The sequence below is a fragment of the Aeromonas sp. R2-3 genome, from assembly GCF_040908375.1.
Taxonomy (GTDB): domain Bacteria; phylum Pseudomonadota; class Gammaproteobacteria; order Enterobacterales; family Aeromonadaceae; genus Aeromonas; species Aeromonas veronii.
Map to the genome: position 1 here is coordinate 70,385 of NZ_JBFODP010000015.1, position 14,533 is coordinate 84,917.

The window sequence follows — 14,533 nt, forward strand, 5'->3', positions numbered from 1 at the left end:
CGGATTGGCTCTATAGAATTCAAAACTGGAACAGGCAAGGTTACTTATGTCGGTAGAACTGCTGGTTAACGTTACCCCCTCCGAAACCCGGGTCGCTCTGGTCGAAAACGGTCTGCTGCAGGAAGTGCATGTAGAACGTCAGGCCAAACGCGGCATCGTGGGCAATATCTACAAAGGCAAGATCAGCCGGGTACTCCCGGGTATGCAGGCGGCCTTCGTCGATATCGGCATGGACAAGGCAGCTTTTTTGCACGCCTCTGATATCGTCCCTCACACCGAGTGTGTGGCGGTGAAGGAGAAGGAGCAGTTCCAGGTCGGTAACATCGCCGAGCTGGTGCGTCAGGGGCAGGACATCATGGTGCAGGTGGTGAAAGATCCGCTGGGTACCAAGGGTGCCCGTCTCACTACCGATATCACCCTGCCATCCCGCTATCTGGTCTTTATGCCGGGCAGTGCCCACGTCGGTGTCTCCCAACGTATCGAGTCCGAAGCAGAGCGGGAGCGCCTCAAGCGCACCGTAGCTGGTTATGTGGACGAGCTGGGTGGCTACATCATCCGCACCGCCGCCGAAGGTGTGGGGGAGCAGGAGCTGGAGCAGGATGCTGCCTTCCTGAAACGCCTGTGGCGCAAGATCCTCGAGCGCAAGCAGAAGTATCCCCCCTGCAAGATCCTCTACGAGGATCCCAGTCTGGCCTTTCGGGTGGTGCGCGACTTTGTCGGCGCCGAGCTCGACAAGATCCGCGTCGACTCGCGCCAGAGCTTCGATCAGCTCAAGCGCTTCACCGAGGAGTATGTGCCGGAGCTGGCCAGCAAGCTGGAGTACTACCCAGGCGAGTCGCCGATCTTCGATCTCTACGACGTGGAGAACGAGATCCAGCGGGCGCTGGAGCGCAAGGTAGAGCTGAAATCCGGCGGCTACCTCATTATCGACCAGACCGAAGCCATGACCACGGTGGATATCAACACCGGCGCCTTTGTCGGCCATCGCAATCTGGAAGAGACCATCTTCAACACCAACGTCGAGGCGACGGCGGCCATCGCCCGCCATCTGCGCCTGCGCAATCTCGGCGGCATCATCATCATCGACTTCATCGACATGCAGTCGGAAGATCACCGCCGTCGGGTGCTGCACAGCCTGGAGCAGGCGCTCTCAAAGGATCGCGCCAAGACCAACGTCAACGGCTTCTCCCAGCTCGGTCTGGTGGAGATGACCCGCAAGCGCACCCGCGAGAGTCTGGAGCATGTGCTCTGCTCCGAGTGCCCCGAGTGCAAAGGGCGCGGCCGGGTCAAGACGGTGGAGTCGGTCTGCTTCGAGATCCTGCGGGAGATCATTCGGGTCAATCGTGCCTATGATGCGGATCAGTTCACCGTCTACGCGGCCCCGGCCGTAGCCGACTACCTCCATGGCGAGGAGTCCCACAGTCTGGCGGAGCTGGAAGTGTTCATCGGCAAGCAGGTGCGGGTAGTGAGCGAACCCCTCTGTGGTCAGGAGCAGTTCGACGTGGTGATGATGTAATTGGTCTATCGCTGGCTGAGTCGGGGCTGGTTGGCCCTGGGGGTCCTGTTCGTACTGATGGCCATGCTGGTCACGCTGGTACGGGTCGGAGGCCCTTTGCTGAATCAATACCGGGAGAGTCTGATCCACACTCTGCTGGGCGATTCACAACTCAAGGTCAGCGTGGAGCAAGTGGGGCTGGACTGGACACAGTCCGGGCCCGCCCTCGAACTGCAGCAACTCGCCATCGCCCCGGATTCGGGGCGTTTTGCCGTACAGCTCGGCAAAGCCTGGGTGCATCTCGACTTCTGGCGCACCATTAACGAGCTCAAGCCGGTCTTTGGCGAGCTGATCCTGAGCGATGGCGATATCACCATCGACTTGCGCCAACCGGCTGACGAGAGCCCCTCCGGCGATCCCCAGCAGGGCGCCCTGCTGCGCTTTCTGCTGACCCAGCTCTCTACCTTCGATGTGCACAACACTCGTCTCAGCGTCACCACTTCCCTCGGTGATCTCCGCGCCCTCGACATCGCCCAACTGCGCTGGCAGAACCGCGGCAAGCGCCATCAGGGGGTCGGCAAGGCTTACCTCATCAACGGGGTGGGCGAGAGCACCCTCGATCTGATTCTGGATGTGGACGCCCCGACTGCTCGGCTCGATCGCCTCAAGGGTCAGCTCTATCTGGGGGCCCGCCAGCTCGATATCACCCCGACCCTGGCCAAGATCCATGCGGGCGAACCCAAGGTTGCCGGTCAGCTCGACTTCCAGCTCTGGAGCGAGTTTGACAGCGGCAAGCTGGGCAATACCCTGCTGGCGTTTGGCAACAATTACCTGATCTGGAAGGATCCCAAGAAAGGGGAGATGCACCGTTTCGGCCTCGATGGTGGCAAGATCCAGCTGCGCCGTGAGGGCACCGACTGGCAACTGGCCAGCCACAACGTCAACTTCAAGCTGGACGGCAAACCCTGGTTGCAGAGCCGCTTGCAGCTGGAGCGGATCGGGGATCGGGTGCAGGGCTATCTGCCCAGCATAGAGTTCGACAAGATCACCCAGATCAGTCAGCTGGTCTCGGCGCTCTACCCCACACTCTGCGAGACCCTGCGCCAGACCAATCCGCAGGGTTCGGTGCAGGATCTGACGCTGCTGGCCAACGCCGACTGGCAGGGTCTCTCCCTCAGTGGCCGCTTCAGCAAGGTGCGCCTCAAGGCGTGGCAGGATATACCCGGGATGCAGGATCTCAACGGCGAGTTCTGGCTTACCCCGACCGGCGGTAGCGCCAGATTGACGCTGGCGAACGACAAGGTGGATCCCGCCCGTCACTTCAAGATGCCGATCCCGGTCGACCACTTCTCGGCCCGCCTCGACTGGTGGCGCGAGGAACAGGGCTGGGTGCTCTACGGGCAGGATATCGCGCTGGATAACCCGGATCTGACCCTGGCCAGCCGTTTCCGCCTCGATCTGTTCGAGCACCCTTTCCTGGCCCTGACCGGCCGCATTGATGTGAAGAATGCGGGCCATGCGGATCGCTACTTCCCGCTGCAGGCGATGGACAAGGGGCTGGTGGATTACCTGAGCGGCGCCATCAAGGGGGGCAAGGCCAAGGGGGCCGACCTGCTCTGGTATGGCGAGTTCAGGGACTTTCCCTACGACAACGGCAAGGGCATCTTTCAGGTGGCGGTGCCGCTGGAGCAGGCCACCTACGAGTTCTTCCCCGGTTGGCAACCGCTCACCGACCTGCAGATCGATCTCTTGTTCCAGAATGCCGGTCTCGATATGCGCAGCCGATCCACCAAACTCGGCAAGGCGAGCTCCGACTCGGTGCATGCCTGGATCCCGGATCTCTCCCCTGGCGCCCACCTCTATGTGGATGCCAAGGTGCAGGGCGAGGGCAAGGCCATCAGCGACTACCTGCAGGATTCCCCGCTGGGCAGTTCGGTAGGTCAGGCGCTGCGGGAGATCGAGATCCGCGGCCCGATGGCCGGTTCGGTCAAACTCGATATTCCTCTCGATGGCGAGAGCGAGGTGAAGGCGAGCGGCGATGCCACCTTCAGCAACAACAAGGTGCGGGTCGCCAGTCTGGATCTGCCGCTGGAGAAGGTGCAGGGACGCCTCGAATATGACAACGAACAGACCCGTTTCAGCAACCTCAAGGCGAGCCTGTGGAACCAGCCGCTGACCCTCGACTATCAGGGGCGCCAGCATCCGGATCACTATCAGGTCGACCTCGATTTCAAGGGGCAGTGGGATAGCCGCCGCCAGCCCGCTGCCATCTCCTCGTACGGTATCCTCAACGGTCGCAGCAACTGGGGCGGCAAGCTCGGGTTGACCCTGCCCGAGAGCAAGCCGTTCAGCTTCCAGCTGGCGCTCGACTCCAACCTGCAGGGGATGGCGCTGGATCTGCCGATGCCGCTGGCCAAGAGCAACGCCAGCCGGCTGCCGCTCAAGGTGATCGCCCGTGGCCGGGATGGCAGCGCCGACATTCGTGCCGTACTGGGGGCTGATGTGGATATGCAGACCCGACTGGTCTACGGCGAAGGGGTGCCTTATCTCAGCCGGGTGCGAGTTGATGTGGGCCAGCCGGGCGCCCGGGTAATGCGCGATGCCCCCATGCTGCTCGCCATCAACCAGCAGGAGGCCGATGTCGGTGGCTGGTTGGCCAGACTCAAGCAGTGGTTGCCAGCGCAGAAGCAGACTGGCAATGCGGTGGTTGGCCCGGCCTTCCTGCCGCAGGAGTGGTGGGTGGATGGACAGCTGGCTCGCGCCTATATCGGCAGTGCCACCCTCAAGGCGGCACGTTTCACCGTGGGGCCGACCAATCAGGCGACCGAAGTGATGATCGACAGCCCCGACGTGATGGGGGTGATCCGCCTGCCCGCAGTAGCCAATCGCCCGGTGGATGCCAAGTTTGCCCGCATCTACTGGTCCGGCAAGAGTTCGGATCTCAGTCCGGATCCCGATGCGCAGCAGGACAATGCCATCATGGCATCAATCCCCTGGTTGAAGGTGAGTTGTGTCGATTGCCGCTTTGGCGAGCTGCCTCTTGGTGAAGTGAAAGGGGAGCTGGTGCCCGGCGCCAACAAGGTGACTCTCAAGGGGCTGGATGTGCGGCTGGCGGGGAGTCAGCTCACCGGCAGCGTCGACTGGCTGGCCGATGGCAACCGGATGGAGACCCGCGCCCGTGGCAAGCTGACCAGCAACAACAGCGAACTGCTGCTCAAGCGGCTCGGCTACACCTCGCCCATCGGCGATGCCCCCGGCTCCCTCGCTTTTGATCTGAACTGGCAGGATGTGCCCTATCGCCCGAGCCTGCCGACTCTGGGAGGAAGTGCCAACTATCAGCTGGAGGGTGGCACCCTGCGGGAGATCAACGACAAGGGGGCACGGCTGCTCTCCCTGCTCAGCCTCGACTCCCTGCTGCGCAAGCTGCGGCTCGATTTTCGCGATGTGTTCGACAAGGGCTTCTACTTCGAATCCATGTCCGCCTCTGCCACCATCAAGCAGGGGCAGGTCAGCAACGATGATTTCTATATGAAGGGGGCGGCAGGCAACTTGCGCGGCGAGGGGATCGCCGATCTGGTGCGCTGGCGGCTCGACTACGAGCTGAGCTTCTCCCCCAATCTGGGTGGCACCCTGCCGGTGGTGGCGGCCTTCTCCATCACGCCGGTCACGGGGCTCTATGTGCTGGCCCTCTCCAAACTGCTGGAGCCGGTAGTGGATGTGGTGACTCGCATCGATTTTCGCATCTCGGGCCCGCTCGACGCACCCAAGCTGATCGAGGCGGGGCGCGATCGCGCGCGCATCAAGCTCAACCAGCAGCAGAAAGAGGCGGTTGACGCCGTTGCCCCCGGCCTGCCGACCCAAGAGGTGACCCCTTTCCTGCTGAGCCCCAAACACGCGGGGCCCGCTCAGCGCTGAACGAGCGGCCCGGCACCATCACAAGGAGTGAGCCATGATCCGACATATCCTGCTGATCGCCTTCAAGCCGGGCACCCAGTCTGCCCAGATAGATGCGGTGCGTACCGCCTTTTTCGCCATTCCCCATCAGGTCAGCGGCGTGACCGCCGTGGAGTGGGGGGAGAATGACAGCCCGGAGGGGAGGGATGGTGGCTTTACCCACAGCGTACTGATGACCTTCGCCGACGAAGCAGCCCGCCAACGCTATCTGCCCCATCCTGATCACGATGCCCTCAAGGCCATCTTCCGTCCTGTGCTGGAGCGAATCATTGTACTGGATTACACCCTGCAGGCGGGGGATCGGGTTGTGTCAGAGGGGCCGTTATGATGGTGGATGAGCACTGGGCTGCCATCCCGCCACTGCAGCGCGCACTGCTGGAGTCGGTTATGAAACATGGCGCAGCCCATCCTGCGATTGATGCCGGGGTAGTGGTTGGGTCGCTCGCCAAGGGCAAGGCAGACCGGGTATCCGATGTCGATCTCTTGTTGCTGGCCGAGCCCGGCTTCCATAAGCAGGGAGACGAACTGGTGCGCACCATTGTGGGGGATCGGCCCATCTTTCACTGCTGGCAAGGAAGACATGAAGAGGTCTGTTCATACTGGCGCTTCATCTTCCTCGATATGTCCAGCATCGAGATCCATATCCTTGATCGGGGGGCTGAGTTCCCCCTTGCCAAACCTTATTTGCCACTGTTCGATAAAACATCCTCCCTTGGTGCGCTTGAGGTTTCTGGCCCTGCCCCAAGCCATTGGGACTTTCCTGCCTATATGGCCGAAGGGGATGGGCTGGTGTGGGAGTTGTTCGATTGCCTCAAATGGGCGGAGCGGGGGCAGCGGGGATTGGTCAGGCATCATCTTCGCAAGTTGCTGGCAGAAATGGATAAAGACCCGAATATTGTGGATCGCGATTAATGCGGACAAGGAGAACGTCATGTGGTTAGCCGCAATACAGCTGGTATCTGGCCGTCACTGGCAGGATAACCGGGAGCAGATCGCCGCCGAACTGGCGGCCTTGCCCAAAGAGCGGCCGCTGCTGGTGCTGCTGCCGGAGAACTTTGCCCTGTTTGGCGAACGACAGGGCTATCTGGATGGTGCCGAGGCAATCGGCTCCGATCCCAGCGCCACTCTGAGCGGAGCAACGCCCATTCAACAACAACTGGCCGAATGGGCCCGCGATTACGGCATCTGGCTGGTGGCCGGGGCTATGCCGACCACCATCGCCGATTCCGACCATATCCACACCAGCTCGCTGGTGTTTGACCCCAGCGGTGAGCTCAGGGGCCACTACCACAAGATCCACCTGTTCGACGTGGATGTGGCGGATAATCACGGCCGCTATCGCGAGTCGGAGACCTTCAGCCCCGGCAAGGAGCCTGTGCTGGTGGACTCCCCCTTTGGTCCCCTCGGCCTCTCGATCTGTTATGATCTGCGCTTTCCCGAGCTCTACCGCCAGTTGGCCCGTGCCGGTGCCCGTGTGTTGCTGGTGCCTGCCGCCTTTACCGCCGTGACCGGCGAGGCGCACTGGGAGCCGCTGCTGCGGGCTCGCGCCATCGAAAACCAGTGTTACGTAGTCGCTGCCAATCAGGGCGGCACTCACGAGACAGGGCGCCAGACCTGGGGCCACAGCATGGTGATCGACCCCTGGGGTCGGGTGCTGGCGAGCAAAGAGTCCGGGCGCGGCACTGTGCTGGCGAAGATGGATCTCGGGCTTATCGACGAATTGCATCGCACCATGCCAGTGCTGCAACACGCCCGTTTGCTCTGATGGTGTGGTGAAAAATTGAAACGCAGCCGTTTGCCCGTGCTGGAGCATACCCGTTTGTTGTGATGGTGTGGCTTGTCGCCAACCCGTCGGCAAGACGATTTAAAACAGCTCGTTACGAGAGTGGAGAAGAAGATTGAGTCTATTGAGCCAGGTTAGTGCCTCCCTGTTGGCCCCGAACGATCTCGACGAAGGGCGCCTGCAGCAGCTGCTCGGCAGCCTGATGAGCCATCAGGTGGAGTTCGGCGATCTCTATTTCCAGCGCAGCTGGCACGAGTCCTGGATGCTGGAAGATGGCATCGTCAAGGATGGCAGCTATAACATCGATCAGGGGGTCGGGGTGCGCGCCGTCAGCGGCGAGAAGACCGGCTTCGCCTACTCGGACGAGCTGAGCCTGCTGGCCCTGCAACAGTCGGTGACCGCCGCTCGCGGCATCGCCGCAGCCGGTGCTCACGGCAAGGTGAAGGCGTGGGCCCGCACCTCCGCAAACCTGCTCTATCCGGCCATGGATCCGCTGCAGACCCTCGACAAGCACCAGAAGATCTCCCTGCTGGAGCAGATGGACAAGTTCGCCAGAAGTCTGGATCCCGCTATCAATCAGGTGATGGCCTCCATCAGCGGCGTTTACGAAGAGGTGCTGGTGGCCGCCACCGACGGCACCCTGGCCGCCGATGTGCGCCCGCTGGTGCGGCTGTCGGTGACCGTGATCGCCGAGAAGGGCGATCGCCGCGAGCGTGGCAGTGCCGGGGGCGGCGGGCGCTTTGGTTACGACTGGTTCCTCGAACTGGACGGGCTGGAGAGCCGCGCCTTTGGCTATGTGCGTGAAGCGGTGCGTCAGGCGCTGGTCAATCTGGAAGCCATCGACGCGCCAGCCGGTACCATGCCAGTGGTGTTGGGCTCCGGCTGGCCTGGCGTGCTGCTGCACGAGGCGGTAGGTCATGGTCTGGAGGGGGATTTCAATCGCAAGGGATCTTCCGCATTTGCTGGCCGCATCGGCGAGCAGGTGGCCTCCAAGCACTGCACCATCGTCGATGATGGCACTCTGCCGGGTCGGCGCGGCTCCGTCTCCATCGATGACGAGGGGACGCCGGGTGGCTACAACGTGCTGATCGAGAACGGTATCCTCAAGGGGTATCTGCAGGACAAGCAGAACGCCCGTCTGATGGGGGTGCCGCTCACCGGCAACGGGCGCCGTGAATCCTACGCCGCCATGCCGATGCCGCGCATGACCAACACCTACATGCTGGCGGGCCAGTATGATCCGGCGGAGATCATCGCCTCGGTGAAGAAGGGCATTTATGCCCCCAACTTCGGTGGCGGCCAGGTGGACATTACCTCCGGCAAGTTTGTCTTCTCCGCCTCCGAGGCTTACCTCATCGAGGATGGCAAGATCACCGCTCCCATCAAGGGCGCGACCCTGATCGGCAACGGCCCCGAAGCGATGAGCCAGGTCTCCATGGTGGGCAGCGATCTTGCGCTGGATCGTGGGGTCGGCATCTGCGGCAAAGAGGGGCAGAGCGTGCCGGTCGGTGTCGGCCAGCCCACCCTCAAACTGGACCAGCTCACCGTGGGTGGCACTTCGTAGGTTTGGGTTAGCCGCGTAGCGGCGTAACCCGACGCATTCAAACCCCGGCCCTTGCCGGGGTTTTGCTATTCAGGGGATCGCAGACAACAAAAAGCCCCAGTCGTTGGACCGGGGCTGGCGGGTGATTCGGTATCAATTGACTGATATGGCGCGGGCGTCGATGAAATAGCGAGCGTTACCCTGTTTGTCGATCTGGATTTTGGCAACAAGCTGCTCTTGATCTTTATATTCCCAGCGTTGCTCGATCTTGGCGAGGGATGGGCTCGCAATCCCAACCACGTTCAGGTACTCGTGAAACAGGCTATGGCTCCCTATTTCGGTCAGCATCTTGTCCATCTGCATACTCTCCTGAAGTTGAGTGGGTATTCATCAACAAACCTATCAGCGTCCATCTGAATACAGTCTGTATGAAAAACAAACTAACTCATTTGTGTGTCAATAACATGATCAGGGACAAGATCAGTGCAGATCGTCAGGGACTTTTTGATACCGTTTTCAATCAGAGCCGGTGGGCTTCTGCGGCAACTGATCAAACGTGCCGGAAGCCTTTGGTAGCGCCGGTGCGGTTTGCACGGTCTGGCCGCCGTGGAAGACCGGATCCTGTGCCACTTCCTTGATGCCATTGATGCAAAACTGCATACCCATGCAGACCAGCAGGAAGCCCATGATACGGGTCATGGCGTCGATGCCGGTGGCGCCCAGGATCTTGCAGACCGGATCCGCCAGCTTCAATACTCCCCAGCTGATCAGGCTCATCAGGGCAAACGCCGTTACCACACCGGCGTAGATGGTGAGGCGGTTGTACTCGTCAGGCAGCTCGGCAATCTGGGCTGCCCCGCTTATTACCAGCGCCATGGTACCTGGCCCGCACATGCTGGGCATGGTGAGCGGTACGAAGGCAATGCTCTGGTTGATATCGACCCCGCTCTGCTGGCTGGGGGCGGGGAACAGCATGCGAAAGCCGATAAAGCCGATGATGAGACCACCGGCCAGGCGCAAGCCCGGAATGGAGATCCCGAACAGATCCAGGATCGAGGATCCGATAAAGAAGGTGGTGCAGAGGGTGCAAAACAGATAGATGGAGGCCAGATTGACCTGACGGCGCACGTGTTCGCGCGACATCCCCTTGCTCAGCCCCAGCAGCAGGGTGGCCGTGGTGGGCGGGTTGACCATGGGCAGCAGCGCCAGCAAGGTGAGTAATACGACCTGAATGAACATCTTGAGCCTCGGATAAAGAGTTGGACTTCATGGGGCAACGCGGGTGGCAGGCCCCAGAGGGAGGCTATCTTATGCTGGCGAAACTGAACATAAGCAGTACAAAAAAGCCCCGGCAGATGCCGGGGCTTGTTGTTCGGGTCAGGCCGCTTGCGGCGCTTGCTGCTGCCGGATGGCCCGTTGCTGGAACCAGAGCCAGAGACCGATGGCGAAACCCAGCACCGACAGGCTCACCACATAGTGGGAGGGGGCCAGCATGTCGCTCTTCATCCAGAGGGTCACCGCCATCGGGGTGAGGCCACCGAAGATGGCGTAGGCCACATTGTAGGAGAACGACAGACCGGAGAAGCGCACCACCGGCGGGAAGGCGTTGACCATCACGTAAGGCACGGCACCGACAATCCCGACCGCAAAGCCTGCCAGCATGTAGAGCGGTACCAGCTGGCTCGTACCGGCCGCCAGACCGTGATAGAAGGCGTAGCTGGAGCCCGCCAGCAGCAGGGAGCCGAACATGAAGGTGAGACCGCTGCCCAGCAGGTCGATCAGTCGACCATAGACGATGCAGCCGAGTGTCAGAGCCACGATGGCCAGCGAGTTGGCGGTCAGGGCGTCAGCCGGGCTGATGCCATAGACCTTCTGCAGATAGGTGGGGGTCATCAGGATCACCACCACGATACCGGCGGAGAGCAGCCAGGTGAGCAGCATGGAGACCACCACGCTGCTCTTGTGGTTGCGCAGCACCGACTTGAGGGGCAGTTCGTCAGCCAGGGTCTTGTTGGCTTTCATCTCGGCGAAGACCGGGGTCTCGTGCAACCAGCGCCGCAGGTACATGGCGACGATGCCGAAGATACCACCCAGCAGGAAGGGCACTCGCCAGCCCCACTCGCTCACTTCGGCCGGTGTCAGGCTCTTGTTGACCGCAGTGGCGATGAGGGAGCCAAGCAGAATGCCGGCCGTCAATCCCGCCGTGAGCGTGCCGCAGGCGACCCCGACCCGACGGGCAGGAACGTGCTCGGCGACAAATACCCAGGCGCCGGGCACTTCACCGCCGATGGCGGCGCCTTGCAGGATCCGCAGGCCCAGCAGGGCGATGGGGGCGCCGATGCCGAGCACCGCATAGGTGGGCAGCAGACCGATCAACAGGGTCGGCAGCGCCATCATGATGATGCTGAGGGTGAACATCCGCTTTCGACCGATGAGATCGCCAAAGTGGGCCATGATGATGCCGCCGAGTGGGCGGGCCAGATAACCGGCGGCGAAGATGCCGAAGGTCTGGAACTGGCGCAGCCACTCGGGAATATCGGCCGGGAAGAACAGCTCGCCGATGACCACGGCGAAGAAGACGAAGATGATGAAGTCGTAAAACTCCAGCGCGCCGCCGAGGGCAGCCAGACTCAGGGTTTTGTAATCCTGTCGATTGAGGGGGCGGGCGTGATCATGTTGTTGTGTGGTCGTGGTCATATCCGTATGTTTCCCATCGGTTTTTTTAGTTATTGTCACCCCGTGCAAGGGGCATATACAGGTGATCGAGAGTATGCTGCCTGCCTCTTGTGTGTAAATCGCGCAATTCGCAACACTGTCTTGCATCTTTTTGGGGCAATCCGAGTGCCCCGCTGGCGGAGGAATGATGGAAAAGAAACGGGTATTGCTCTCCTGGAGCAGCGGCAAGGATTGCGCATGGGCACTGCATCAGTTGCGGCAAGATCCCGCCATCGAGGTGGTGGGGCTGTTTACCACCCTCAATCAGGCATTCGAGCGGGTGGCGATGCACGGGGTGCGCAAGCAGCTGTTGACCGAGCAGGCCGCCTGCGTCGGGCTGCCCCTCACCACTATCGATCTGCCCTGGCCCTGCAGCAACGAGGATTACGCCCGCATCATGACCGGCTTTATCGCCGATGTGGTGGCGCAGGGGATCTGCCATATGGCCTTTGGCGACTTGTTCCTCGAGGATGTGCGAGCCTACCGTGAAAAGCAGCTGGCAGGTACCGGCATCGAACCACTGTTCCCGCTCTGGGGCAGCAATACCCGTGAACTGGCGCCGCAGATGGTGGCCGCTGGGTTGAAGGCGCGGATCAGTGCTCTCGACCCGAACAAGTTGGATGCCAGCCTGGGTGGCCATGACTTTGACGAGGTGCTGCTGGCGGCGCTGCCGGAGGGGGTCGATCCGTGCGGCGAGAACGGCGAGTTTCACACCCTGGCCTATGATGGCCCCATGTTCTCCCGTCCGCTCGGCATTCGGGTCGGCGAGACAGTGCTGCGCGACGGCTTTGTCTTTACCGATCTGCTGCCAATCGAAGATTAATTATCGGGCGTCAAATGCTCCCTTTTGCAGGAGCATTCACAGATTTGAGAGGCGGGATGGGGGCACTATTGGCCCCCTCTTTTGATTCAAGATGACAACCTGCCTTATGAAACACATCTCTCGTCCGGCGCTGCTTGCCTCCTTGCTGGCTGCGGCCCTCTCTCTGCCTGCTGTGGCGGGTCAAGTCGCTACCGTTCAGCCGATCCCTGCCGGTGTCACCACCGTCACTCTGGCCCAGCAGGCGCCAATCCACTGGGTATCAGTGGAGCAGATTGCCAAGAGTCTGGATGGCCTGCCCCCGATGGCGGTCGGGTTTGATATCGACGATACCCTGCTCTTCTCCAGCCCGGGTTTTTATCGCGGCAAGCAGGAGTTCTCGCCCAATGACGAGAGCTATCTGAAGAACCCCGCCTTCTGGGAGAAGATGAATAACGGCTGGGATGCGTTCAGCATGCCGAAAGAGGTGGGCAAGGCGCTCATCGCCATGCACCTCAAGCGCGGTGACCACATCTATTTCGTCACCGGCCGCTCGGCCACCAAGACCGAAACCGTGAGCCAGACCTTGCAGCAGACCATGAATATTCCGGCCGACCAGCTCAATCCGGTGATCTTCGCCGGTGATCAGCCGGGCCAGAACACCAAGGTGCAGTGGCTCAAGGATAAGCAGATGAAGCTGTTCTACGGCGACGCCGACGGGGATATCAAGGCGGCGCAGGAGGTCGGCATTCGCGGCATTCGTCTGCTGCGGGCCGCCAACTCCAGCTATCGGCCACTGCCGTTGGCAGGGGCGCTGGGGGAAGAGGTGATCATCAACTCCCAGTTCTGATCCGGAGTGGATCCATGCAAAAGGGCGGGGCCATTGGCACCCGCCCTTTTTGCATCCGTCATCCAGCTCGGGTCAGTCGTCTGCCCACGGCATCTCGGGCAGGCTGTCGAGGAACTCGCCGTAACGGGTCAGATTGAAGGGGCCCTGATCTGCCTCCATCGCCATCAGCTCGGCACCGAGGGCGCAGGCGATATATTGCAGCGCCTCTTCCCGCGGGGTGCCCTTCATCACCAGCCGCATCAGGGTCGCCTTCACATGGGGCGGGTGACCGTCGTTGAGCTGGTTCTCCACCATCTCCAGCAGCGCGTCTTCATCAAAAAATTCCTGAGTGTCGTTCATGGGATATCCGCAACAGTGAATGTGGCGGCCAGTATAGCCTGAATGGGGCTAACACCTTGAATAGCCTGCGAATAAACAATCCGATGGGGAGGCCATTTGTTACCCATAATTAGGAGGAGTTTGCCAAGGCAAACAGGTTGGAACACAGATAACATGGATGGACACGCCTATGCCCACGATAGATTCCCTGCTGGCCGAGCCCAAGCTACTGCCCCAGATCCCGGAAGTGATGCGCGATTTGATCCAGACCTTCAATGAAAAGGATCCGGATCTGCTCAAGATCAGCAAGTTGATCAACAAGGACCCTGTCATCTCCGCCAAGTTGCTGCGGCTGGCCAACTCGGCCAAATTCGGCAGCAGTCGTCAGATCGGCACCGTCAATGAAGCCGCGGTGCGGCTGGGGTTGGCGATGGTGCGCAACATGGTGCTGGCCTGCGGGCTCACCGAATCGGTCACTGCGGTGCCCGGCATTGACCTCAAACATTTCTGGGGCTGCGTCTTCAACGTGGCGGAGCTGGCGCGTCGTCTGGCGGTGAAGAAGGGGATGAAAGGGGATGAGGTCTTTACCTGCGCTCTGCTCTACGATCTCGGCCGCTTGGTGATGCACGTAGGCTTGCCGGAAAACACTGTCCACCACATTCACGATCTGGAGTTGCACAAGGGGCGGGCCAAGGCGGAAGAGCTGGTGGTCGGCTTCAACTATGCCCAGGTCGGGGCGGCCATGGCACGCTACTGGAAGTTCCCCGAGACCATCAGCAACGCGGTGGAGTATCACTACAACCCCATGCTGGCCAAGGAGTTCTCCGCCGAGGCCGGGTTGATCCATCTGGCGATCGTGCTGGCTGCGCAATCCGATGTGGGGGAAGAGGCGCCACCCGAGTGGCCCCACAAGGTGGCAGATGCGCTGGGGTTGAGCTGGGCTGATTGCGCTGCCCAATTCACTGCGCTGCGCGAGCAGGGTAATGGCTATGCCGGATTGCTGGCTGCCTGAGCCCGTTTATCCCATCTCATCAGGGGCCAATATGGCCCCTTTTTCATGGCCGATGGTGCCACAG

The 14,533-nt window shown here is 61.2% G+C and carries 13 protein-coding genes; 9 read left to right on the forward strand and 4 right to left on the reverse strand.

Annotated elements, in window-relative coordinates; genetic code table 11:
• Positions 1–46 precede the first annotated feature (46 nt).
• The 6 genes from rng (at position 47) to tldD (ending at position 8,796) form a co-directional block, all read left to right on the forward strand.
• Positions 47–1,516, forward strand: a complete 1,470-nt coding sequence (gene rng, locus AB5Z02_RS04575; protein ID WP_005340056.1) for a ribonuclease G — start codon at positions 47–49, stop codon at positions 1,514–1,516.
• Positions 1,517–5,410: a YhdP family protein gene (locus AB5Z02_RS04580; RefSeq protein ID WP_368215401.1), complete on the forward strand. Its 3,894-nt coding sequence runs from the start codon at positions 1,517–1,519 to the stop codon at positions 5,408–5,410.
• Between the two features lie 34 nt (positions 5,411–5,444).
• The gene (locus AB5Z02_RS04585) at positions 5,445–5,777 is read left to right on the forward strand and encodes a Dabb family protein (protein ID WP_368215403.1); all 333 of its coding nucleotides are present in this window, start codon (positions 5,445–5,447) and stop codon (positions 5,775–5,777) included.
• Entirely contained in the window at positions 5,774–6,361 is a 588-nt protein-coding gene (locus tag AB5Z02_RS04590) for a nucleotidyltransferase domain-containing protein (RefSeq protein WP_157161546.1), read from the forward strand. The genes AB5Z02_RS04585 and AB5Z02_RS04590 overlap by 4 nt, the downstream gene beginning before the upstream one ends.
• A gap of 19 nt (positions 6,362–6,380) precedes the next feature.
• Positions 6,381–7,214 (forward strand): carbon-nitrogen hydrolase family protein, encoded by an 834-nt coding sequence (locus AB5Z02_RS04595; RefSeq protein ID WP_368215405.1) that lies wholly within the window; start codon positions 6,381–6,383, stop codon positions 7,212–7,214.
• Positions 7,215–7,347: 133 nt separating this feature from the next.
• Positions 7,348–8,796: a metalloprotease TldD gene (gene tldD / locus AB5Z02_RS04600; protein WP_368215407.1), complete on the forward strand. Its 1,449-nt coding sequence runs from the start codon at positions 7,348–7,350 to the stop codon at positions 8,794–8,796.
• 132 nt (positions 8,797–8,928) lie between these two features.
• On the opposite strand, the gene AB5Z02_RS04605 is transcribed toward tldD, so the two are convergent.
• The 3 genes from AB5Z02_RS04605 to AB5Z02_RS04615 form a co-directional block, all read right to left on the reverse strand.
• Positions 8,929–9,132 (reverse strand): hypothetical protein, encoded by a 204-nt coding sequence (locus AB5Z02_RS04605; protein ID WP_005340062.1) that lies wholly within the window; start codon positions 9,130–9,132, stop codon positions 8,929–8,931.
• 159 nt (positions 9,133–9,291) lie between these two features.
• Positions 9,292–10,014: a MarC family NAAT transporter gene (locus AB5Z02_RS04610; protein WP_302246660.1), complete on the reverse strand. Its 723-nt coding sequence runs from the start codon at positions 10,012–10,014 to the stop codon at positions 9,292–9,294.
• A 138-nt stretch (positions 10,015–10,152) separates the two neighbouring features.
• Complete coding sequence (locus AB5Z02_RS04615) at positions 10,153–11,472, reverse strand: MFS transporter (protein ID WP_042052570.1); 1,320 nt, start codon at positions 11,470–11,472, stop codon at positions 10,153–10,155.
• A 166-nt stretch (positions 11,473–11,638) separates the two neighbouring features.
• Between AB5Z02_RS04615 and AB5Z02_RS04620 the strand changes: the two genes are divergently transcribed.
• Both AB5Z02_RS04620 and aphA read left to right on the forward strand, forming a co-directional pair.
• On the forward strand, positions 11,639–12,313 hold the full coding sequence (locus tag AB5Z02_RS04620; protein WP_219595375.1) for an adenine nucleotide alpha hydrolase: 675 nt from the start codon (positions 11,639–11,641) through the stop codon (positions 12,311–12,313).
• 106 nt (positions 12,314–12,419) lie between these two features.
• Entirely contained in the window at positions 12,420–13,139 is a 720-nt protein-coding gene (gene aphA / locus AB5Z02_RS04625; RefSeq protein WP_219595033.1) for an acid phosphatase AphA, read from the forward strand.
• Between the two features lie 72 nt (positions 13,140–13,211).
• On the opposite strand, the gene AB5Z02_RS04630 is transcribed toward aphA, so the two are convergent.
• Positions 13,212–13,478, reverse strand: coding sequence for a hypothetical protein (locus AB5Z02_RS04630; RefSeq protein ID WP_005348674.1), 267 nt, complete (start codon positions 13,476–13,478; stop codon positions 13,212–13,214).
• 169 nt (positions 13,479–13,647) lie between these two features.
• Here AB5Z02_RS04630 and AB5Z02_RS04635 point away from each other — a divergent pair, with 169 nt between their 5' ends.
• Positions 13,648–14,469 (forward strand): HDOD domain-containing protein, encoded by an 822-nt coding sequence (locus AB5Z02_RS04635; RefSeq protein WP_005357745.1) that lies wholly within the window; start codon positions 13,648–13,650, stop codon positions 14,467–14,469.
• Positions 14,470–14,533: the final 64 nt, after the last annotated feature.